At 56.2% G+C, this 20,802-nt stretch carries 19 protein-coding genes and 6 pseudogenes; 12 read left to right on the top strand and 13 right to left on the bottom strand.

Going from position 1 to position 20,802, the window contains the following annotated elements; all coding sequences use genetic code 11:
• Positions 1 to 38: 38 nt before the first annotated feature.
• From N8E89_RS20275 to N8E89_RS20260, 4 genes are all read right to left on the bottom strand, one after another.
• Positions 39 to 1,184: a glycosyltransferase gene (locus N8E89_RS20275; RefSeq protein ID WP_262262973.1), complete on the bottom strand. Its 1,146-nt coding sequence runs from the start codon at positions 1,182 to 1,184 to the stop codon at positions 39 to 41.
• 291 nt (positions 1,185 to 1,475) lie between these two features.
• On the bottom strand, positions 1,476 to 1,793 hold the full coding sequence (locus N8E89_RS20270; RefSeq protein ID WP_262262972.1) for a hypothetical protein: 318 nt from the start codon (positions 1,791 to 1,793) through the stop codon (positions 1,476 to 1,478).
• The gene (locus N8E89_RS20265) at positions 1,790 to 2,257 is read right to left on the bottom strand and encodes a glycosyltransferase family 2 protein (protein ID WP_262262971.1); all 468 of its coding nucleotides are present in this window, start codon (positions 2,255 to 2,257) and stop codon (positions 1,790 to 1,792) included. The genes N8E89_RS20270 and N8E89_RS20265 overlap by 4 nt, the downstream gene beginning before the upstream one ends.
• Positions 2,258 to 3,087: 830 nt before the next feature.
• A complete protein-coding gene (locus tag N8E89_RS20260) occupies positions 3,088 to 3,939 on the bottom strand; it encodes a class I SAM-dependent methyltransferase (protein ID WP_262262970.1) in 852 nt (283 codons plus the stop codon).
• Positions 3,940 to 4,391: 452 nt separating this feature from the next.
• On the opposite strand from N8E89_RS20260, the gene N8E89_RS20255 reads away from it, so the two are divergent.
• Positions 4,392 to 6,152, top strand: a complete 1,761-nt coding sequence (locus N8E89_RS20255) for a calcium-binding protein (RefSeq protein ID WP_262262969.1) — start codon at positions 4,392 to 4,394, stop codon at positions 6,150 to 6,152.
• A gap of 117 nt (positions 6,153 to 6,269) precedes the next feature.
• Here N8E89_RS20255 and N8E89_RS20250 read toward each other — a convergent pair whose 3' ends face one another.
• The 3 genes from N8E89_RS20250 to N8E89_RS20240 all read right to left on the bottom strand — a co-directional run bounded on the left by N8E89_RS20250 (position 6,270) and on the right by N8E89_RS20240 (position 8,751).
• Positions 6,270 to 7,247 (bottom strand): DUF2971 domain-containing protein, encoded by a 978-nt coding sequence (locus tag N8E89_RS20250; protein WP_262262968.1) that lies wholly within the window; start codon positions 7,245 to 7,247, stop codon positions 6,270 to 6,272.
• A 422-nt stretch (positions 7,248 to 7,669) separates the two neighbouring features.
• Positions 7,670 to 7,951, bottom strand: coding sequence for a hypothetical protein (locus N8E89_RS20245; protein WP_262262967.1), 282 nt, complete (start codon positions 7,949 to 7,951; stop codon positions 7,670 to 7,672).
• Between the two features lie 23 nt (positions 7,952 to 7,974).
• Positions 7,975 to 8,751: a DUF899 domain-containing protein gene (locus tag N8E89_RS20240; RefSeq protein ID WP_262262966.1), complete on the bottom strand. Its 777-nt coding sequence runs from the start codon at positions 8,749 to 8,751 to the stop codon at positions 7,975 to 7,977.
• A gap of 135 nt (positions 8,752 to 8,886) precedes the next feature.
• Between N8E89_RS20240 and N8E89_RS20235 the strand changes: the two are divergent.
• From N8E89_RS20235 to N8E89_RS20220, 4 pseudogenes are all read left to right on the top strand, one after another.
• Positions 8,887 to 10,108: pseudogene (locus tag N8E89_RS20235) on the top strand (helix-turn-helix domain-containing protein).
• Positions 10,109 to 10,140: 32 nt separating this feature from the next.
• A pseudogene (locus N8E89_RS20230) lies at positions 10,141 to 10,777 on the top strand (PQQ-binding-like beta-propeller repeat protein).
• 128 nt (positions 10,778 to 10,905) lie between these two features.
• Positions 10,906 to 11,010 (top strand): annotated as a pseudogene (locus tag N8E89_RS20225) (IS5/IS1182 family transposase); the annotation flags it as partial.
• Positions 10,983 to 11,246: pseudogene (locus N8E89_RS20220) on the top strand (IS110 family transposase); the annotation flags it as partial. The pseudogenes N8E89_RS20225 and N8E89_RS20220, both read left to right, overlap by 28 nt.
• A gap of 349 nt (positions 11,247 to 11,595) precedes the next feature.
• Here the strand turns inward: N8E89_RS20220 and N8E89_RS20215 are convergent.
• Positions 11,596 to 12,231, bottom strand: a pseudogene (locus tag N8E89_RS20215) (IS6 family transposase); the annotation flags it as partial.
• A gap of 249 nt (positions 12,232 to 12,480) precedes the next feature.
• On the opposite strand from N8E89_RS20215, the gene N8E89_RS20210 reads away from it, so the two are divergent.
• The 7 genes and pseudogenes from N8E89_RS20210 to N8E89_RS20180 all read left to right on the top strand — a co-directional run bounded on the left by N8E89_RS20210 (position 12,481) and on the right by N8E89_RS20180 (position 17,295).
• On the top strand, positions 12,481 to 12,750 hold the full coding sequence (locus N8E89_RS20210; RefSeq protein WP_262262965.1) for an antitoxin: 270 nt from the start codon (positions 12,481 to 12,483) through the stop codon (positions 12,748 to 12,750).
• The gene (locus N8E89_RS20205; RefSeq protein ID WP_262262964.1) at positions 12,747 to 13,151 is read left to right on the top strand and encodes a type II toxin-antitoxin system VapC family toxin; all 405 of its coding nucleotides are present in this window, start codon (positions 12,747 to 12,749) and stop codon (positions 13,149 to 13,151) included. The genes N8E89_RS20210 and N8E89_RS20205 overlap by 4 nt, the downstream gene beginning before the upstream one ends.
• A gap of 86 nt (positions 13,152 to 13,237) precedes the next feature.
• Positions 13,238 to 13,938: pseudogene (locus N8E89_RS20200) on the top strand (IS6 family transposase).
• 362 nt (positions 13,939 to 14,300) lie between these two features.
• Positions 14,301 to 15,095 carry a LysM peptidoglycan-binding domain-containing protein gene (locus tag N8E89_RS20195; protein WP_262262963.1) on the top strand — a complete coding sequence of 265 codons (795 nt, stop codon included), beginning with the start codon at positions 14,301 to 14,303 and terminating at the stop codon, positions 15,093 to 15,095.
• Positions 15,067 to 15,864, top strand: a complete 798-nt coding sequence (locus N8E89_RS20190; protein WP_262262962.1) for a hypothetical protein — start codon at positions 15,067 to 15,069, stop codon at positions 15,862 to 15,864. The genes N8E89_RS20195 and N8E89_RS20190 overlap by 29 nt, the downstream gene beginning before the upstream one ends.
• A gap of 112 nt (positions 15,865 to 15,976) precedes the next feature.
• Complete coding sequence (locus N8E89_RS20185; RefSeq protein WP_262262961.1) at positions 15,977 to 16,810, top strand: hypothetical protein; 834 nt, start codon at positions 15,977 to 15,979, stop codon at positions 16,808 to 16,810.
• A complete protein-coding gene (locus N8E89_RS20180; RefSeq protein WP_262262960.1) occupies positions 16,732 to 17,295 on the top strand; it encodes a hypothetical protein in 564 nt (187 codons plus the stop codon). Before N8E89_RS20185 ends, N8E89_RS20180 begins: the two co-directional genes overlap by 79 nt.
• Positions 17,296 to 17,398: 103 nt before the next feature.
• On the opposite strand, the gene N8E89_RS20175 is transcribed toward N8E89_RS20180, so the two are convergent.
• From N8E89_RS20175 to sctQ, 5 genes are all read right to left on the bottom strand, one after another.
• Positions 17,399 to 17,791, bottom strand: coding sequence for a hypothetical protein (locus tag N8E89_RS20175; protein ID WP_262262959.1), 393 nt, complete (start codon positions 17,789 to 17,791; stop codon positions 17,399 to 17,401).
• Between the two features lie 181 nt (positions 17,792 to 17,972).
• Positions 17,973 to 18,803 (bottom strand): type III secretion system export apparatus subunit SctT, encoded by an 831-nt coding sequence (gene sctT / locus N8E89_RS20170; protein WP_262262958.1) that lies wholly within the window; start codon positions 18,801 to 18,803, stop codon positions 17,973 to 17,975.
• 5 nt (positions 18,804 to 18,808) lie between these two features.
• Positions 18,809 to 19,078 (bottom strand): EscS/YscS/HrcS family type III secretion system export apparatus protein, encoded by a 270-nt coding sequence (locus N8E89_RS20165; protein WP_113173598.1) that lies wholly within the window; start codon positions 19,076 to 19,078, stop codon positions 18,809 to 18,811.
• Between the two features lie 6 nt (positions 19,079 to 19,084).
• A complete protein-coding gene (gene sctR / locus N8E89_RS20160) occupies positions 19,085 to 19,738 on the bottom strand; it encodes a type III secretion system export apparatus subunit SctR (protein WP_262262957.1) in 654 nt (217 codons plus the stop codon).
• Positions 19,731 to 20,801: a type III secretion system cytoplasmic ring protein SctQ gene (gene sctQ, locus N8E89_RS20155; protein WP_262262956.1), complete on the bottom strand. Its 1,071-nt coding sequence runs from the start codon at positions 20,799 to 20,801 to the stop codon at positions 19,731 to 19,733. Before sctQ ends, sctR begins: the two co-directional genes overlap by 8 nt.
• Between the last annotated feature and the right edge of the window lies 1 nt (position 20,802).

Here is a 20,802-nt window from a genome sequence, read left to right as displayed (position 1 = left end):
GCAGACCAGGGGACTTGCAGGCACAGCGCTCGCTACGATTATTGCCAAAGGTCGTCTTTTTCGCAAGGTTTGAGCCGCAATCTGAATCGTCCGAGGGAAGGACGGTCCGCTGACTTGGCAAGCCTTTCGAGGGTATCGATGGAAGATGAGAGGGAAAAACGCTCATAAACCCAGGGCCCGATTGCGTAAGGCACGGTTTCCAGCTTTTGAATCTGCGATGCGAGCGCATCACAATCACCTACCGGTGACAACCATTGCGAATAGGGGCCGGTGAGAATTTCCGCCGGGCCATAGGGGCAGTCCGTTGATAGTACGGGTGTGCCTACGATGAGGCTTTCAACGAGGACGTTCGGGAACCCTTCGAGGTCCGAGCAAAGGATGAGTCCCTCGGCAGCCTGCATGTATGCATAGGGGTTATCGCGAAAGCCAAGGGCGATTACCCGATCAGCGACATTGAATTCTTGCGCAAGTTTGCTCGCTTCCTGCGGCTTGTCGGTGAGCAGCAACAATTTGCGCCCCGAACCGCTGCGGGCCAGCGCTTGGAACAACATATCGTGCCGCTTGGCCGCGGCGAAGCGCCCGACATGGATATAATAAGGCTCCTGCGGCAGATCGGCGGGAAGTTCGCTTGCCATCGCTCGAATACGCTCCACGTCAAACCCGTTATAGATGAGCGTGGATCGGCAGGGTGCCGCATCGAACCTCGATAAATCGTCGATGACACCTTGCGAAACACCGATGACCGGCTTGCCACGATAAACAGCTTGCAGGAGGCGCATACGCCGTGCCCGCTTGCGTTTGTCGGTGACGGCTCCAAGGAGTTCCGTGGTCGCTATATGAATCCAGTGATAGACGTTCACCAGACCTGAACGTGCCACAACGCGGTCCGTTGGTGTCATGGATGAGGAAACAAAATCAAAAGGGCAGATTCTTGTTTCTCTTTTGAACCATCGGCGCAACCTGAAGGCAAAGCGGACCTGCTGGAATACCGTGCGCAAACTATGGGTGGTTTCGGCGTCGAGTATCTCAAATCTGACACCGTCCGGGATCGTTCGTGTCTCTCCCTTGATCAGCGCAAGGATGGTTACGTCGTGCCCGCGGCGCGCAAGTTCCCTTGAATAGCGTATCCGCGTGTTCGCCACACCATGCGGGCCCAAATCCTTTAAAACAAACAGAAATCGCACAAATCGCCCTCAATTGGCCACCTGCAAAGCCTATTGGAGGTGTCCTATAAAGGTCAACTGATCGAGCGCGGCAATTTCGTTTCAAACGGGTACGCTCCTGGTGCTAAAAAAGGAAGCGAGCCGTCCTCCCCCGCTACCTTTCGATCTTGCTCGCCGAGGGATTTCCTGGTCGGCCATGCCGGGCATGAAGAATGTTCAACCGGGGTGTCCCGCGCCCAAAAGGTTCGGCAAACAGACTTTGCCAAGTCATTGCAAATCCAGCCAGTCGTTCACAAGCATTTGCAACCGCCGTTATTGTTCGGGCAAATGCGCAAAAAAACCCAAATCCGCAAGTTGACGCGAACTTTCGAACGAAACGGAGTGGGGCCCAGCCAAAGTCGCATCGTCGTGTGCGCTTAAAACCTCGACAACATTTTTATAGACGTGGGCACCACCATAGTATTGGCCATCGGCCACAGCCGCCTGCGCAAACAAAAGCGCATCGCTGAAGAATTTGAAGTGCAGCAAGGAGCCGAGGATGGGGGAAAAGTTTCGGTAATATGGCAATGGTTTGTGAATGCTGGAGGCCAAAGCAAGAGTGTTTTCCACGTACAGCAAGGGGTACTTCATGAGCTCGACATGCTCATTGAGAATGCGCTTGCGCGGCCCCCCGTAAGTGACATGGACCGATTGTCCTGTTTAAGATGGTACCCGTTCGCATCGAACATACTTGCAACTTGCCAGGGCATCACATCGCTCGACCCATCAAAAACCGCCGATGAGATGACACCTTCTGGATAAAGGTCAATCATGGGAGCAGGGCAATGCATGATCTTCAACGCCTCAAGTTGTGAGATCAATGTCTGCAGAGACTTTTCCTCATAGCCATCATAGATAAAATATTCGTCGCAATCGACATTGAGATACCAGCGGCCGATACCGAAGAGGCGGAACAGTTCCTGTCTCCACAATCTGCCACGATCTGCTTCGCCATAACGAACGGGTGAGCCGAACAGTTCAACGTCGGATTGCTTCAAAAGGATTTCACGTGTCGCGTCGGAAGATTGGTCATCCACGCACAAGAATCGTGTCACACCAAGCTGTCGGTAATGTGCAAGGAACGACGGCAGAAAGTTCTCAGCGTTGCGGGTTAAGAAAACCAACGGAATATCGCTGTTTGTCAGGGTCCGGATGTCGCCTGAACGCAGCGAGAAAATTGCGGCGCGCCGGGCATTTCTCTTTCGCAGTCGCGATTGAATTTTGAAGGTTTCCCAATGACTTGCCAACCGATGGATGAAAGAAACGGGGGAAGAATCCAACGCGATCTTCTTGTGGGGAAACGGTTCTTCTCGCGGCACTTTTCAGGCAATTCCAATTTGTTGGCAACATGCAAGGCTTGAATGATGTCCAGAATGAAGGAGCACAGCTCGATTTTTCATCTGCATAACATATCAGGGCCCTGGATATCGATCGACTGTGCGCCGGTTTGCGATATACGACACCATAAGCTGAACCGACAAACGCATTCAAGGCAAAACGGTCGGCGTTGGCAGCGGCGAATGTCGCAGATGCCTGGGCGTTCCCCCAGACTGTGCGGCTTCATCAATTGATGAAGCAAGCTTCGCACCGCTTCACGTAGCGGCCGCGCATTGCCGATCACCACCCCGCGGATGGAGGCGCGGTCGGTCCCGCAAATTCTCGGCCGCTGGCGTCGCTCGCATCAGCCACCAACCGCATCGCGCGAGCACGAGGCCTTCGCCGTCGAAGTCGCTCTCGATTTCTCGCCGACGCAATTCCTTCAAACTCGCGTTGGCGAATGCCGTCTTTGGAGGTAGGCCCCGAGCGCTCGTGCACGACAAGGTCTCGATGGCCAGCGGCAGCGGTCGCTTTTGGGATATGCTGCGGGCATGCAGTCGGTGCGGGCTTAGCTCGGGAAGGGATCCGGGGTCATGCCGTAATCGATTGCCGGCTTCTCGAACCAGACGCCACTACCACCGACATAGCCGGACTTTTGCTGCACGGCGGCAACGACGGCTTCGGGTAACACTTCGGCGAGCTCGCGCTGGAACGTTCGCGCCGCATGCGCGCAAGAGAAGATCAGCGGGAATGCGAGGCCGAAGGCGAGCATATAGGTGCCGAGCATATACTGTTCGTTGTAGTATCGCTCCACCCAGGCGGGCGGATAGTCCCACGGCCAATAGACGTCGTGGATGCCGACATTGATCCCCGCCTTCAGCTCCGGAAGGATGTCGATGAAGAAGACGGTCACGTCGGAATTTTGAAAGCAGCGGTGGCTGCCGTCGAAAAAGACCACGCTGTCGGTGTCGAGCTGCGAGAACAGGGAAACATCGACGGATTCGACGCCCGAGCGAATAACCTCGTCGGCGATTGCATCGACTTCAGTGCGCGGCTCCGGGTCGATCGAGACGATCCGCGTCCCGAGACGGTGGTCCTCGATCGCACGACGGGCGAACTTGGTAGAGTTTCCCGAGCCGATCTCGACATAGGTCGGCGGATTGCGCTCTGCCAGGAGGTGATAGAGCATCATGCAGTCGAGGCTAGGGAACCAACCGTTTATCCAGCGCGGTTGCAAGCTCTTGGCATCAGCTCCGATAGGAATTGCAGAAAAGAGAGTGCGATACTTTGCAAGATCCTTGACCATCTCGCGCATTTTCGCATCGTGATGCGAGAATATCGCCAGAATATGTTTGGAAATATCGCAGGCATATCCATAGCGCGGTCGAAAATCGGGCGGGAAATTGATATCCAGCTTCATGTCGATATCCTTTGCGGAAAAAATCAACTGTTCTCTGGTTTCAAAATACTTTCGACTTGATGTGGCGTAAGTGTGTCGAACCTTGTACGGAACGAAGAAAGGAGATGTTGGCGCGCGAACAGCATCCTGGAACACCGTTGGTGTGGTTCGCCAATCCTTGGACCGTTTAATGCGACGTCATTGGCAAACGAGCCCTCGTCTGCGGCTGCGAGTATATACAATCAACGATTGGTTTTCCACGTTGAAAGGCGATTTTACTAGAAAGTATCGAAATCTGTTGCTGCTTCGCCTTCGTTGCTTAGGATGTTTGCATGGATATTAATTTAAGTTTTGAATTATAACCGAATTATTTCGGATAAAGAGGATTCTAATAAAGTGTCATAAATGTAATACTTGATTGTAGCGATTGGGTGCTTATAACGTGCTTTCTTAATCTTAAGGAGGAGGATGTGATGGCAACGATCGTTGGTACGGACGCAAGCGATACGCTACGCGGCACGGACGAAAGGGACCACCTTTGGGCTCTTGCCGGCAATGACGATCTTGATGGCGGCGCGGGGAATGATTTCCTTGTTGGCGGGACCGGTGATGACGTCCTGTCGAGTTCAAGTGGCTTTGACGAATTTACCGGCGGCGATGGCAATGACCGGCTGGCGTTCACTGGGGTCGGTGGTGCGGCGCGCGGCGGTGACGGTGTCGATACACTTGTTGTCGATCTTTCTGCAACGGCTGACGCCTTCACGTTGAATGGTGCAAACGGACATGCCCGCTTCGGTGATCCCGCCGTGGCCGCCAATCATCTGTATTTTGTTGATATCGAGCGGCTGAATCTGACGACGGGCAGTGGTAATGACGAAATCATCGCCACCAATTTTGCGCAAATCAATGTCCATGCGGGTGCCGGCAATGATCGCGTCGAGGGCGGCAATGGCAATGACCTCGTATCCGGCGGCGACGGCAGGGATGTGCTGTTCGGCGGTGAGGGCAATGACGAGCTGCACGGCGACGGCGCAGATGACCACGTCGACGGCGGTAACGGCAACGACCAGGTCTTCGGCGATGCTGGCAATGACAGTCTCGCAGGCGGCCGCGGCGATGATCAGATCGACGGCGGTGATGGTAATGACAATATCAATGGCGGCGATGGCAGTGACAGTCTCGGTGGTGGCAATGGAGACGACACCATCAAGGGCGGCATCGGCAATGACCTGCTGTTCGGCGAGGACGGTGCTGATCATTTGCTAGGTGGCGCAGGTGATGACCGGTTCTACGGCGGCGCCGGAGATGATCACATCGAAGGCGGAGAAGGTAATGATTTCCTGCAGAGCGCGATCGGTTATCAGGGCGAAGGTTACGATGTCCTCGATGGCGGTGATGGCGATGATGTTCTGATCGATGGCAGTGAGGAATACTACATGGGCGGCAACGCTCAGATGCATGGCGGTGCCGGCAATGACAGCCTCAGCCTCTATTCGACAGAAGGCCAGATCGGTACACTCGATGGTGGCGAAGGCTATGACAAGGCTGACCTACATTTCCACGCCACGCCTGAGAATTTCGTATTCGACGCCGCGTCTTACTCGACGATCGAAGACTTCAAGATAAGCGTGATCACCGGTTATAAAGGAGTCGAACTTTATGGCGCTGACGGCAACGATTATTTCGTGAGCCTCGACACGTACAAGGGCGGACCCAGCGGCGATGACCTCATGGACGGGCGTGGCGGCGATGACGTGCTCCTGGGCGGTACCGGCAACGACCATCTGATCGGCGGCGATGGCGACGATACGCTTGATGCCGACTACGGGGGAGGCTCCATGTACGGTACCATGGCCGACATCCTGGAAGGCGGGAATGGCAATGACACCCTCGACGGGGGTTTTGAGGCCGATACGCTGGACGGCGGCACCGGCGCCGATATCCTGAAAGGCGGTTCGGGGGCTGACACCTTCATCTGGAATTACTCCGATGTCAGTGCCGATAACAGCACCGACCGCATTACCGATTTTGCCACGGACAGCGGCGACGTGATCAGTTTTCGGAGTTTCGCCTCTGGCAATGCAACCGGTATCCATGATTACGAGAGCTTTATCGCGGCATCACATGATACCCAAGGCGGCGTTTATGTCAGCTTCGACGGCGATACGAATGGCATCTTCATAGAGAACGTCTCGATTGCCGATCTCTCGCCCGACGACGTTGCCTTTTCATGAGATCGAGGTGGCGGATGCGGGCTCCGCGATAGCCCTCGAGCGTGCGCGGTGCTGATTTGGATCGCGCACGACACTTTTCGTCCATAGTGGGCAAATCAGGAACGCAAGTTGACCGGATCAACCCATGCCGGTTGCGCGTACCGGTATCCCCGAGACGACGACTTTTGAGTGAGGATCAGGGACATTTCTTTCTGCCAGTTTTGCCACGATTGCGTCACGGATCGCGCCAGCATGAGACGACGGTCCTATAATCACACGGTCGATCAATTCATGCAGCTCTATCCCGGTTAGGTTTTCGTTTGGACTATTCTTCAGGGGCAATTTGTAGATTGTCTGCGGAATACCGTCGATAATATCTTGTTGTTCGATGAACCGGGTCGAAGGCCAGAGCAGCGGATTGGTCAAAACACGCCATTCCCGCTCTTGGTGAAATCCAGTGTGTTTCGAGCACATGGCCGCGAACAGCAACATCAAGAACACCATCTCGGTCACCGCGGCCTTGTTGAGTTTCGACAGGAAATCCTTGTTGGCCACTATGCGGTGGGCTACCACTTCGAACTCGTCATCGAGCTGTTGGCGGGTCCAGTATGCCACTGGACTGGGATAAGCCTTCAAGGCATCCGTCATCCGCATGAACGGTGCAACGCTCACGACGACGGCAACGCCAACCACACCTTTTTCATAAGCGCGCCACAGTGCCAATCTGCCGGTCTCATTCTCATCCGGAGCATGTTCCGCCACGGACAAAACATAAGATTGAGTTCGCAAGTTGGGAAGCCAGTGGTGATATTTCCTAAGGCCGTCTTTCCACACCCCAGGAATGCACGCCTCAAGGGCACGGATCAATGGGGCATTGCGTTCCGCATCATTGTTCCATTGTTGCAGCTGAACCATGCCATTTTCAATATCGCGATGGTCGTTCATGCATCTTGCGTTTCGAAACCAGACTTCCTCCTTGTCCAAGATACGAAACAGGTTTGCTGCTGTCGTATAGTGAACGAAGCGAGAATAGTCTTTAATGGCAAATCGCCTCTCAAAGGTGGTCGGCATAAAAATGCTGAACAACTTGACGATCGCCGGATCCCATTCTTCCATAGTTTACCCCTGAATGCTTAAGCCTTGCCGGCAGGCAATTTGCACGCTTTGACGCCGATCGGCAATGTATACCGCGGTCCCAGCGTCCATGGTGTTCGTATAGCATTTGCCGGCGGGAGGGCCGGTTCATTTTGGCCTAAAACGTCGTTGTCGTGTTCGCTGTGATACGGACGAAAACTAACGACGTTAGGCTCTGCCTCGTTATGATCCGTGCGTGCGGAATTTGCAACATTCCCCTAGCCTCAGCAGCTGAACGTCACTGCCACAACAGGCCACCTGTAACTGTGCAATGCTGATGTCAGCCATACCGAGTTTTCAACTTGTTGAAAGAATCCGCTTCCGGGGTGACCGACGGACTGCCTTGGGACGTGAGGACTTCCACGAGGTCGCGCGCCAAAATTGCAGTTTGATCTGGCATCGGATCATGACTGGCAAACACCGCGCCGCCGGCTGGAAACCAGCTTCAGCCAAGGCGTCAAATGCAATGCGCTCATGAGCAAGTACATCGGGACCATTCCGCCCAGTGGTGACGCATCTTGCACAACCGAGCAGATCATGTCCGGCGTGCCGCCAAGAAACGTCAGCAGCGCCATGATTGCGAAGGTGGGCGTGGCCGCGAGCGATAGCCAATCGGCAGCGCCAAGGGCGGTCGTGTTGGCGCTTCCCGCACAGCCGCCTGCAGGTTCATGCTCAGCAGCATTCATCGTAGGAAACCTCTCGGAGGAAATCACGTGTTGTACTCGTCGTGGCGGCGCCACCAGATCCCCGTCTCGTTGCGCCCCTTTGGAGCGCGGTCGAGCCACTGGAACATGCCCCAAAGCCCGTCCAATCCGCGCGAATAGGTGGAATAGGTGTGGTAGACGATGCCGTCCTCAAGTGCGAACGCGCTCACGCCCGGTCTCTCGCGTGTGTATCTGGCCACGTCGGTTCCGGTCATCGCCGCGATTTGGGCGACAGGCCCCTCACCCCGTTTCGTCAATGAGTCGCCAATTCCGCTTTGCGCCCACGCCGCCTCGCGGCGGTAGTTGTATTGTGCCCCCTCGCGCTGTTGCTCCTCGGTGAGTGAAACGCTGAAGTCAAAGTTAAACTCTCCGCCAAGCGAGGACGTCCAGGGGAAGCTCCAGCCCATCCTCTGCTTGTAGGCACGCAACTTTGCAAGGGGAGCTTGTGACACTGCCGTAAACGCAACGTCGTGATTGGCCAAGTGGACCACGATGCCGTTGAACCCGTCCGCGATTGCCGAGCAGGACGGGCACCCTGCGGTGTAGTCGGGCCCGAACATGAAGTGGTAGACGAGGAGCTGCGAGCGTCCATGGAAGAGGTCTGGCAGCGCGGCGCTCCCACCATCGGTCTCAGATCGGTATTGTTTGTCAATGCGGACCCATGGCAGCGCTTGGCGTCGCTGCGCCAGCTTGTCGCTTTGGCGCGTAAGCTCCTTCTCCGCTTCGAGCAGGTCAAGCCGTGCTGTCAGCCATTCTTCACGGGTCGCGGTTCGGTGGGTCATTCTCGTCTCTTTTCGCTTGTGGGGTTGATCGGTCATCTATTTCGCGCAACGTAAGTTTCGCGGAAGTTGTTGGTCATGCATTGATCTTAGCGCCGGGTATCAAACCACGGGAGTTACAAGTATGACGGGATTCCGATGGACTCGATGATCACAGCCGCGGCGCGCGCTCTCGCGGCAGGTGATCTCCTCGGGGTATTGAAGCGGGTCGCCTTGCGTGACGACGCGCCAGCGCTCGCGCTCAGAGGCATTGTGATGGCGCAGCTCGGCGATTTCGTTCGAGCAAAAGCGCTCCTGAAAAGTGCCGGGCGCGCGTTCGGCCACAAAGAGGCGGTGGCACGGGCGCGATGTGTCGTCGCCGAAGCCGAGATCGCACTCGTCTCGCGCGACCTCTCCTGGCCGGCCAAAGCGCTCGATGCAGCGCGGGCGGCGCTGGAAGCGCACGGCGACGGCGTTAATGCCGCGCATGCGCGCAATCTCGAAGTGCGGCGCCTGCTGCTGATCGGCCGCATCGACGAGGCCGAGCGCACACTCGCCGCGCTTCATCCTGGGCCGCTGCCTCCTGCCTCAAAAGCGGCCCACGCATTGGTGGTCGCGGGCATCGCTATCCGGCGCTTGGATACGAAGGCGGCTCGCGCCGCGCTTTCACAGGCAAAACAAGCCGCTCACCTGGCTGACATTCCCGCTCTGACGGCGGAGGTCGAAAGCGCATTTCTCGTCTTTAATACGCCTGCAGCACGATTGATCGCGCGCGGCGCAGAACACCCCCTGCTGATCGAAGGCGTTGAAGCACTGCTGGCGTCGGGTGCGCTCGTCGTGGACGCGTGCCGCCACGCCGTGCGCAAGTCAGGGTCAACAGTTTCGCTGGCGACGCGCCCGGTATTGTTCGCGCTGGCCCGGGCATTGGCTGAAGCATGGCCAGAAGACGCGGCACGCAGCACACTGATCGCACGCGCCTTTGGAGGAAAACACGTCGACGAGATCGCATCGTGCGCGGCTGCGGGTCGAGGTCGGGCGATTGCGCGCCGAGATCGGGCCGTTTGCCGAGGTCAGCGCGACGAAGCGTGGCTTTGTGCTCGAGCCGCGTGACACAAGCGACGTCGTCACACTGGCCCCGCCCGTTGAAGAACGCCATGCCGATGTGCTCGCCTGTCTTGCTGACGGTGAGGCGTGGTCGAGCTCTGCCTTGGCGATTGTGCTGGGAGCCAGCCCGCGCACCATCCAGCGGGCGCTCGACCAGCTTGCAACCACAGGCAAGGTGCAGTCGTTTGGGCGCGGGCGAGCGCGCCGGTGGATAACACCGCCCGTGCCAGGGTTCCCGACTATTTTGTTACTCCCCGGTCCGCTGCCGAGTGACTAGTATGGTCGAATTGACAGGATCAGGATACAATCATGAAAAGCTCCGCTGCCGAGATACTTCGTGAATATGGACCCTTTCCGGAAACCGACCACGTGCACGGCGTCACGTTTGACGGCCAGAGCGTCTGGTTTGCGTCCGGCGACAAGCTGAACGCCTTTGATCCGGTGAGTGGCAACACAGTTCGGACCATTGAAGTCGCCGCGCATGCGGGGACGGCTTTCGACGGGCGGTATCTTTACCAGATCGCTGAAGACCGCATCCAGAAAATAGATCCGAAGACTGGTCGTGTTCTCTCCACGATCCCGGCGCCCGGCAAGGGTGGCGATTCCGGGCTCGCCTGGGCCGAAGGCACATTGTGGGTGGGTCAGCATCAGGGCCGCAAGATCCATCAAATCGATCCCCTAACAGGGCAGATTCTTCGTACCATCGAGTCCAGGCGCGTCGTCACAGGGGTCACCTGGATAGACGGAGAACTGTGGCATGGCACCTGGGAGGGTGACGAAAGCGATGTCAGGCGCGTCGATCCTGAGACGGGCGCAGTCCTGGAGAGGCTCGAGATGCCGCCTGGAACAGGCGTATCGGGACTCGAGGTCGGATGGTGGCGATCAGTTCTTCTGCGGAGGCGGAAGCAGCGGGAAGGTGAGAGCGGTACGCCGTCCCAGGAGGTGACGGGCTGTATTTGCGCCTGAAACAGCGAGCCCGTACTCTTTGCGGACTTATGGGGCGTTGGTGCGTAGATAACTTGTGAACGGTCTCGAGATAGATAGAGGAGCAGTTCCCATATCGATCGTGGTCTCATGCCGAACAAATACAATGCCGCTCACCGTCACCACATCGCGAAGATGAAATTCAGGGTTACGAACTGGGCGGAATACGAAGCAGGCTTGCGTCGCAGAAGATCGGCAGAATATCAAAAATGGGTGAGCGAACATTGCGACGCCTGCTGATGATCGGAGCATGCGCCGTCGTCGCGCAGGCGGCCCGCCGTGGTGCTCCCAAAGGATCGTGACTGGCACGCATGATCGCCTGCAAACCACGTATGCTGGTGATTGTCTCTCTTGCCAACAAGATGGCCCGCATCGTCTGGGCACTGATGGCAAAGGTTGAGGTTTACAAAGCTCCGGTCGGGACGGCATAGCCGTTCACGGTCAGAGGTCGCCGAGAGTGTAGGGCAGCCGAAGGATTGATATGGCGCAACAGTCGATGGGACGGGATCGGTAAACCAGGAAATTGTCTATGCGTCTCGAACGCGCATTGTAGATTTTGGATCCGATCTACGCACTCCCGTATGGGCCGGCGGCATCTGAATGGCCGTATTAGAGGCCGGACAGAAGTCATGCTCGACTCCCCGCAATTCATCCAAAAAATTGTCTTGCATTCTACGGGGCGTCCACAGAAGACATATTGGAACCAATCGTAATAGGCGAAAAAAACTGGGTGTTGTCATATTGTTTGAATTAAGGCGCGGAATGACACCGCTCCGGTTTTCAGGAGAATTGAAGCGCGACAGCGTTCCATTCAGCCATGGCCTTGCGGCGACGGGTGCGAATTTGTGAAGCGGATCGATTTGCACGGGATGGGATGAAGAGGTTGCGGACGGTGGAGAAGATTGACAGGAATTGCTGTAAGGCCCCGATGGATCGAAACCCTTGCCGTGTTCGCTCCCGTTTTCGAAACGGCAGATGGGAGTTCTCTGCACGGTTGTTCAGCCCCTTATGAGACCGGTGCTCGACATGCGGCATGACCTGGCACTTTGCCGCTCCACAAGAGCGCAGCTTATCGGTGACCATGCGCTTGGGTGCAACGCCCTGCTTCTTCAGCAGACGGATCAACAGGCGCCTGGCGGCCTTGGTATTCCTACGGTTCTGCACGATTTCATCGAGAACGTATCCGTCCTGGTCGACAGCCCGCCAGAGCCAGCATTTCCTGTCATTGATCCGCACGACAAGCTCATCGAGATGCCAGACATCATCATGCGAAGGCGGCTTGCGGTGTAAGCGGCGTGTATAGTCAACGCCGTGTTTGCGACACCATCGACGGATCGTCTCGTAAGAGACGATGATGCCGCGCTCGAGCATCATCTCTTCGACTTCGCGCAGGCTGACGTTGAAACGAAAGTATAGCTTGTGCGGGCGACAATCTCGATGGGAAAAACGATGATCCGAAACGCCTAACGCAGAACCGTTGACGAAAAATCAATGTGACTACACCCTAGCAACACCTTGATTTTACTGGGCGGATTATGGCCCAAATAGACTGCCGTTTGATTGGGACAATGTGTTCCGCATTCCGCGCCAGCGGGCGACCGCGAGCTACTTGTAATCTACCTCGCTGCCGTGTATATGTCTTTGTATATGCAAAAAGAGGTCAACATGCCCCAACTCCGACACCATGAGCAAGAGCCGCCACGGGAGGCCAAGCTCTTCCGCAACAACAAGAGCCAGGCCGTGCGTATCCCGGCCGACTTCGAGCTTCCCGGCGACCGGGTGATGATCCATCGGGAGGGTGATCGGCTCATCATCGAGCCGGTGCGCCGCAAGAACCTGCTGGAAGTACTGGCCGGTCTGGAACCGCTCGGGCGGGCAGATCAGTTCCCTGAGATTGATGATACCCTGTTGCCGCTGAAGGATATCGACCTGTGAGCAAACGCTACATGCTGGACACCAACATCGTGTCCGAGCTGGCGCGCAACCCGCACGGCGCTGTCACCAGACGCATCGCCGAAGTTGGGCCGGATGCGATCTGCATCAGCATCATCACGGCCGCAGAGCTGCGATATGGTTGCGCCAAGAAGGGATCTCCGAAGCTGCTGGCGCAGATCGAGGCCATCCTTGGGAGCTTGCCAGTGCTAGCGCTCGATGTGCCCGCTGATGCCGAATACGGCGGTATCCGTGCCGAACTGGAAGCCGCTGGAAAGCCCATCGGCCCGAATGACCTGTTCATCGCCGCTCATGCCTATGCACTGGGGGCGGTGCTGGTGACGGCCAATACCGGGGAGTTCACGCGCATCCGCGCCCTGCGGATCGAAAACTGGCTGGGCTAGATGCGTATTTCGCTGAAGTGGGACAGCAGTTCCGCCGGTGTTGTCACATTGATTTTTCGTCAACGGTTCTGCGTTAGGCGTTTCGGATGAGCCAGACAGCCCCAACGTATAAGAACCATCGTTTTCCCATCGAGATTGTCGCCCGCACAAGCTATACTTTCGTTTCAACGTCAGCCTGCGCGAAGTCGAAGAGATGATGCTCGAGCGCGGCATCATCGTCTCTTACGAGACGATCCGTCGATGGTGTCGCAAACACGGCGTTGACTATACACGCCGCTTACACCGCAAGCCGCCTTCGCATGATGATGTCTGGCATCTCGATGAGCTTGTCGTGCGGATCAATGACAGGAAATGCTGGCTCTGGCGGGCTGTCGACCAGGACGGATACGTTCTCGATGAAATCGTGCAGAACCGTAGGAATACCAAGGCCGCCAGGCGCCTGTTGATCCGTCTGCTGAAGAAGCAGGGCGTTGCACCCAAGCGCATGGTCACCGATAAGCTGCGCTCTTGTGGAGCGGCAAAGTGCCAGGTCATGCCGCATGTCGAGCACCGGTCTCATAAGGGGCTGAACAACCGTGCAGAGAACTCCCATCTGCCGTTTCGAAAACGGGAGCGAACACGGCAAGGGTTTCGATCCATCGGGGCCTTACAGCAATTCCTGTCAATCTTCTCCACCGTCCGCAACCTCTTCATCCCATCCCGTGCAAATCGATCCGCTTCACAAATTCGCACCCGTCGCCGCAAGGCCATGGCTGAATGGAACGCTGTCGCGCTTCAATTCTCCTGAAAACCGGAGCGGTGTCATTCTGCGCCTTAATTCAAACAATGGACAACACCTCGGTGCGACACCAAGGGGCCGGGTCGACATCCTGCGATTGTTACAATACCGGCAACGCCGCAATGACCGCATCATGTCATCAAACCGTTACCCACACTGTCGATCATGCAGAAACTTGTCATCTCAGTTGCACTGGTCGCAAGCGGTGGCTCCAGCTTGCGAAGTACACACAACCAGGAGATCGTCCATGTCGTACCGAATCGATAGTGATGGAAGCAGCCGCTATAATGCAGCCGGAAATCGGACTGCGGCCGTTTCGGATCAACAGCAACGGCTCTTTGTCGAACAGATCAATCAGGCGGTACGCGAGCGTGCTGAGGCGGGCGGCCCTAACAGGCTCGATCCTGTTAAAGAAAAAGACGGTTGTTGTCGAACGGGGGGATAATCTTTGGACTATCGCGAGCGAAAACCATGTCAGCCTAGGGGATCTTCTTGCGACCAACAAGATTACTGGCAACGAAGTAATCGCACCTGACGAGGTTTTGATCGTGCCGCAAAGTTCACCAGAGGTTGTGGCAAACGGTGCGACGAACCGCAACGGAGTGCCGCAAGGCGAGGCTGCATTCATCAGCGACCTTTATGATTGGGGCAATCAGCTTGCCTATGCGGTTGATCCGTCACAGGTCGACGATGAGGCGCAGACCACGGCTATGCAGCAGCAAGTCGCAACCTATCTCGACAATTTGCCAGCCTCGCAAAGGCAGGCGGCGGCGCTGCGACTTGCACAAAGTGACTGGCTCGACGCCGGACCGGCTGGCACCGCCGTTGCGGCGGCGATCCAGGCACACGGTCTTCAATCCGATCCGGAAGTGGTACTGACCAAAGATATCTACAATCGCGGTAATCAAGTCCAATATTCGGACAATGCCAATATTGATTACCAGGCCGAAAGCCAACGTATCGCCGGCGATGTGAAAACCTACGTCGGGCAATTGCCACAGGACGCACGAGCGACAGCTCTGCAGCGCCTTTACGATCGCGACTGGCAAGATGCCACCCCGGCCCAAACAGCGATTGAAACTGCAGCAAGGGATACGGGTATCACCTTGCGCTCATCCACCCACGCTGGCGTGGACGTTGAAGAAAAAAGCGCGGCGCATCATTGATGCAGCCAGCACGACCGGTAATCCAGATGAAGCTTTTATCCAGTTGAATCAAGCATACAATTCTGCGGCTCCGGATGTGCAACAGGTGCTTGCGCGCTCGGAGGATGCCGGCGAAATTGTAAAAAATGCTGCCACGTGGGCGGCCCGGCCGCTTGCCGACTACGACCCCGAGACTGCTGTCAGCGACCAGGGCGATGCGGCAACGACGATGATGAATCTGGAGAAGCTTACCGAGGGTGCTAACCCTTCGCTTGCCGTCGATTTGGTCACGGCGGCCATGCCAACGATCAAGGCTGCCAATAGCAGAAGGCAAGAGGAAATTGGCGGTCAATTGATAGGCCTCAACGGTCAAGCCGATATGATGAAGGTTATCAATCGCATATCGGGAACGCCTGGAGCTGACGCGATTGTTGAAGGTTTCGCCGAGCTGGGTGGCTATCATCCAAATTCCATTCCGCCAGCGATTGCCGATGGTTCAAGCCTCGACTATCCAATTGCCGTGGCCGCTCAAAGTTCATCGGCAAGTTCGACCTTCGTGACCCAAAATATTACGCCTGGCGTGAAGCAATATGCGACGGGCACGGTGAACAGGGATGTGGTCGCCTACGCCACCCATATGCAGGAGCTGCAGTGGTTGATCAAAAATCATGGTGCAGCGATGACACCGGAGCAACTCGCGCAAGCGATCAAAGATTACAAGACCCAAAAAGGGCACCGAATGGACAGCAACGGAGAAGCGCCTCGAAGACAACATTGCAGCCAGAGGTGAAAAACTCCTGACACAAATCACGCAGCTTAGCGATCTGCCTCCTGAATTGGCTTCCCAGCAAGCGGCTGCCGATAACCAGATTAATCAGATATTGTCGGACGAAAAGACAGCAATGGCGATTGATATCGCTATGAAGAAGAAGCCCGAATTGCTCGATGAACCTCAGGTTTTGAATTTTCTGGGTAACCAGGCCCGGTTGACGGATCGTGGCCGCAAATTGACCGAGGAGGCGACGACGCAGATTGTCCGGCGCATGGTCCTGCCGTCCTTTGGCGAGCTGAATACCCATAATCCGGCATCCATCGAAAGGGCCGGGGCCAGCCTTGAACACCTCAGGGACGGCAAAGTGTCTACATTGCTGGGTATCCCCCAAGGCGACATGAACAAAGCCATCGATGCGCTGAAAACATCGATGCCCGAACCAGGCGATAGCATCGAACAAGCCGAGTCGAAAATGGCCAAATTGGACAGTGATCTTAACGATCTGCGCAGTTCAAATGGAGTGAAGTCCTTTGCCAATACGGCGGTCCCCGGTCAGTTGCTTCGCATGGTGGGGGTTGCAGCAACCGGCGCCACGTTGAGCAATTCGGCGACAAATCTGCAAAATGATCCGACCCTGAAGAACGGTCTTAAGGTGGTCATCGATCTTGCTGGTCTTGGGCAGCGCAGCGTGGAGATTCTGGGCGGAATGGAGCGGATCGATCCTGACTCGGCGTCCGTCAGGCATTTTGGCAGTAGCAGCAGACCGGCCGTCAAGTTCCTTGGCGCTCTCAGTGGTGCCTTCGATGCCTGGAACGCGCTCGACTATTTCAAAGCCGGCGATCCATTGCTGGGCAGCCTATCTGCAGCCGCCGCGGGGGAACCGTCATGGCCGCACTGGGTACCGGCACGATGTTCGGTCCCGCCGGTCTTGTCATCGTCGGCGCAGCGGTTATCGGCCAGATGATTGTCGGCGGCGCCCGCAATTCCAACATCTATATGACGGATACATCGAAAAACTTCCTTGCTCATGCTGGTCTTGACGAGACAGCCGCCGCTGCTCTGGTGGACCAGAGCGGTGACGGGCACAGCCCTGTGCCAATGCTGGCAAAATATGCCCAGATGAAGGGTTATGATTTCGATCAGCCAGCCGAGCGGCAAAAATTTGTGAACTGGTTAAACAATCTGCCAAAGGAAGCGCTCGAAGCTCTTCGGGACAATTTGCACCATACGCTCGACGATTTCGGCGGCGATGTTTCCAAGCTCACCGTCACCGCCCGCAATGACCCTAACTACACTGATCCTGGCGAACGGAACTATCAGCATACTGGCAGCGGGGTTTACGTTCCAAGCACTGCCGACAGGATTCAGTCAGGCGAGGCTATGCCGTTATCCGTCACACAGATCGACGTGGTGCTTGCCGAACTTGGCATCGGCATCCCGGTGACCTGATCGACCACAATCGGTGAGCGAACATCGGGTCGATGCGTCTGGACCGTCGACCAAATATATTCAACGAACGGATGATTGCCGCCCGCCTGCGAGGCGCATCCTGTCAGGCAAAATAAAGACCGACGGCCAGCAGCAGCATCATGCAAACAAGTATAGCTGGCCCTGCCGCATATCGTACCAGGTGAGGGTTTGGCGGGGACTGAAGAACGCTCTTCGTTTCTGTCCTGGTCTGCCGATGACCGGCTGAAGGCTGGGCTGTATGCTTGGTGAAGAAAAGAGGATCCTTGTCGGTGGTGCCCGGCCCAAAATTGTTATCGGCGAATGCTGTACCTACCCCCAGCTCGACGGCATTGGGCCGTGGCCGGCCGAACAATTTGTCCCGGTGCTCACGCGAGGCACTTTCGCGTGCGCGTTCAAATTTCTGTACCGCGTTTTCATCGTTCCAGGTGTTTTCGAGTGCCTGCTGTGATCCAACAGTGTTGATGGGCTGTGCCAATGCGATGCTCCCTGGCCTGAATGCTTTGTTGGGGTGGCAATCAACGCCAGCAATGATGGTCCCGTGCCACGCATTTGGCAAACGCATTCTGTTCACGCGACACCGGTCATTCGCCGGTCATTCACGATTCGGATGGAAAAAATGCGCAATTTTTGGGCTTGCCGGCCGGTGCGGGATCAGGTCAAGGGGTCTTGTCGGGCTGCGGGGCAACAAGCGCGCGAATGATTTCGGACGTGCCGCGAAGTTCTTTCAGTTCTGCCATCATGTACGGGACAAGATAGGCGATATAGAGCACGATCAACAACGAAAAGAGCAAGTTCTTGATAGCCAGCGACAGGTCGAAAATGTGCAACCGCGGCGACATGCGTGAAAGGTAGGCCAACATGACATCCGCCAACAACAGCGCCAGGACGACCGGAGCGATCAGCAGGACACCGATCTGCATGATGCGGTCCAAGATGCCGAGCAAAGCGGGGACAGCCTGGACATTCACCAGGGGAACAAACTTTGCAGCGGGCCAAATCTCATAGCTTTTGTAAAATCCGTCGACGAGCAGCAGGAAGCCGCCCGACATGAAGAACAGCGCAAGCAAGGCAAACACAAATAAGGTGCCGGCTATGCTCGTTTCGCTCACCTGCAGTGGATCAATCAACTGCGCGGAGGTGGAGCCGCGCTGCAGATCAACCAGATCTCCGGCAACTTCAGCGCCCCAAAATGGGATACCAAATGCTATCCCTATAATGGTGCCGACCAGCACTTCTTTTACAAGGAGTCCGGTGATGAGCAAGCTGCTCATCGGGCCCTCAACAAGCAGCGAGTTCAATATACCGGGTATGGCGGGAATGCAGATGGCAATTGCGGCGCCGGAACGGATCAATCCGGTCAGGCCCAGGCGAATGAATGCTGGCGTGACGACAATCATCCCAAGAGCACGCGCCACCGCAATAGCCGTAGCAATAATAAGCGGATAGGCAAGGGCGAACAACGATGATGTAGTTAAGGCGGCATCCATGACCGCTACCGCGTCATCGCAGGAAAACTATCCAGAACATGACTTGCAAGGTTTGCAACCTGCAACGCCAGTGTCGGCCCAAGAACGATAAGTGTGAGCATCACGGCGACGAGCTTGACGGCCTGTGGCAGCGTCTGATCCTGTATCTGGGTCAGCGCCTGGATCAGCCCCACCGCGATACCAATAATGATGGCGACTGCCAGTGCGGGCGCAGATGCCAACAATACGGTCAGCAGCGCGTTTTGCATCTGGGCAAGGAAAGCTGTTTGACCCATCGCCAGCTATCCGTAACTCAATATGAGTCCGTGCATCAGTCGCGACCATCCATCGACTGCAACGAACAGAAAAATCTTCAAAGGTATCGAGATGAGCGTTGGCGACACCATCATCATGCCCATCGCCATGAGGACATTCGATACGATCAGATCGATAACCAGGAAGGGCAGATAGAGCAAAAAGCCGATTTCAAATGCGCGTGTCAGTTCTGAACTGACGAACGCCGGAATGAGTACGAGCAGGCTGTCCGGCCTAAGATCGGCCCGAGCTTCTGGTGACCAGACATTTTCGGTCGCCTGCATGAAAAACTGCCGCTCATTGTCGTCGGTGAACTTTGAAAGGTGAGACTGCAGTGGCGGGCGCAGGGCTTCGGCGGCTGATTTCATGCTGTCCACCGACTGCAAATCGACTTGTTGCGCCTCAAGGATCCGGTACATTTCACCGACCAGCGGCGTTGTCACATAAACCGTCAAGATAAGTGCAATACCATATAACACCAGATTTGGCGGGGATTGCTGGATGCCAAGAGCATTCCTTATCAAAAACAGCACAATCGAAATCTTTAAAAAGCCTGTCATCGTCACGACCGCGAGCGGAATGAGCCCGATGGTCGAGACAATAACAATAATGGGGATGAGATTGGCCTGGTACTCACCCATTCTTGGACAGCCGCACTACCCTTACGCCAAGGCCAGCACCAATTTTTACCAGTTCACCGTTACCCACCAATCGCCCATTTGCCAGGATATTCACAGCGTTTGTCGTACTTGGCGCTGTAGGCAGGATACTGCCTTCGCCGAGCTTTCGAAGCTCGCTTAAGGGCAATTCATAGCGGCCAATTTCAAAAACCAGCTGCACAGGCAGGTCTTCAAGCTGGCCCAAATCTTCGGTTGATCCGGCAGTATCCATTTTGGTTTGGGATTTCATCGGCGATTCCTGGCTTTTGTTGAATGACCGCCAATCGGCGACAAGGATATAGCTGTTGCCATCCGGTTTGACGGGCGCAAAAAAACGGCCCGACAGAACGACGAAAGGATCGGTGCCAAAAGGTTGTTCCCGCAGGATCACATCGCCAAGACGCAAATCCTTCAGCTCCGAGACCGCCAGTTCCTGCGTTCCGGCGCAAAGCTGTATGGGGAACGCAATGGCAGATGCCAGCGCCGCATTGTCATTGCTTCGGGAACGCTCCCTCAGCCGTCCAAGCGCACGCGCTGCATCGCTGGTCAAATGCAATTCCGCATTGCACTGGAAATCATCGAAATGAATGACCCATGGCAGGACGATGTCAAAATCTGCGACCTGGTGTTGCCAATCGATATGAATGGGCTGGGCGATTGCCGCTTCGAGCTCAATAAATTGCTCCGTCAACACATATTCGATCAGGATGGCGCGCTGTAGCGGCGCCAATTCGGCCGCATTGCTGACCACCACGCCGGACGCTTGCAGCAAACGCTTCAGCGTTTCCCCCGGCAAGATCAGCCTTAAGGGCCATGGCCCGACCGTCACCGGCATTGCAACAGGATTGCCAATTGGATGGTCACGGTCGGCGAGCAGCAAATGCCCATCGAGACCCGCGATATTCACACGCAAAGGCGTGGTATCGCGCCGAAACATGTTCAGAATGTCTACGTGGCTGGGGGCAACGACAGGCAACCACGCCAGATCGTCTGACATTTCCCCGGTGGATTGCGAAAATCCTTGAGCTTCTTGCAGTCTGTTCACC

It is taken from the genome of Phyllobacterium sp. A18/5-2, assembly GCF_025452215.1.
GTDB lineage: Bacteria > Pseudomonadota > Alphaproteobacteria > Rhizobiales > Rhizobiaceae > Phyllobacterium > Phyllobacterium sophorae.
Note: the sequence above shows the minus strand (reverse complement) of the source record. Positions and strands in the feature narration are given on the sequence as shown.

Coding starts and splice junctions, on each gene's coding strand:
- N8E89_RS20270 (WP_262262972.1), bottom strand. CDS start 1,793: ATGAAGTACCCCTTGCTGTACGTGGAAAACACTCTTGCTTTGGCCTCC.
- N8E89_RS20260 (WP_262262970.1), bottom strand. CDS start 3,939: ATGAAGCTGGATATCAATTTCCCGCCCGATTTTCGACCGCGCTATGGA.
- N8E89_RS20255 (WP_262262969.1), top strand. CDS start 4,392: ATGGCAACGATCGTTGGTACGGACGCAAGCGATACGCTACGCGGCACG.
- N8E89_RS20250 (WP_262262968.1), bottom strand. CDS start 7,247: ATGGAAGAATGGGATCCGGCGATCGTCAAGTTGTTCAGCATTTTTATG.
- N8E89_RS20245 (WP_262262967.1), bottom strand. CDS start 7,951: ATGAATGCTGCTGAGCATGAACCTGCAGGCGGCTGTGCGGGAAGCGCC.
- N8E89_RS20240 (WP_262262966.1), bottom strand. CDS start 8,751: ATGACCCACCGAACCGCGACCCGTGAAGAATGGCTGACAGCACGGCTT.
- N8E89_RS20210 (WP_262262965.1), top strand. CDS start 12,481: ATGCCCCAACTCCGACACCATGAGCAAGAGCCGCCACGGGAGGCCAAG.
- N8E89_RS20185 (WP_262262961.1), top strand. CDS start 15,977: ATGGCGATTGATATCGCTATGAAGAAGAAGCCCGAATTGCTCGATGAA.
- N8E89_RS20180 (WP_262262960.1), top strand. CDS start 16,732: ATGGCCGCACTGGGTACCGGCACGATGTTCGGTCCCGCCGGTCTTGTC.
- sctT (WP_262262958.1), bottom strand. CDS start 18,803: ATGGATGCCGCCTTAACTACATCATCGTTGTTCGCCCTTGCCTATCCG.
- N8E89_RS20165 (WP_113173598.1), bottom strand. CDS start 19,078: ATGGGTCAAACAGCTTTCCTTGCCCAGATGCAAAACGCGCTGCTGACC.
- sctR (WP_262262957.1), bottom strand. CDS start 19,738: ATGGGTGAGTACCAGGCCAATCTCATCCCCATTATTGTTATTGTCTCG.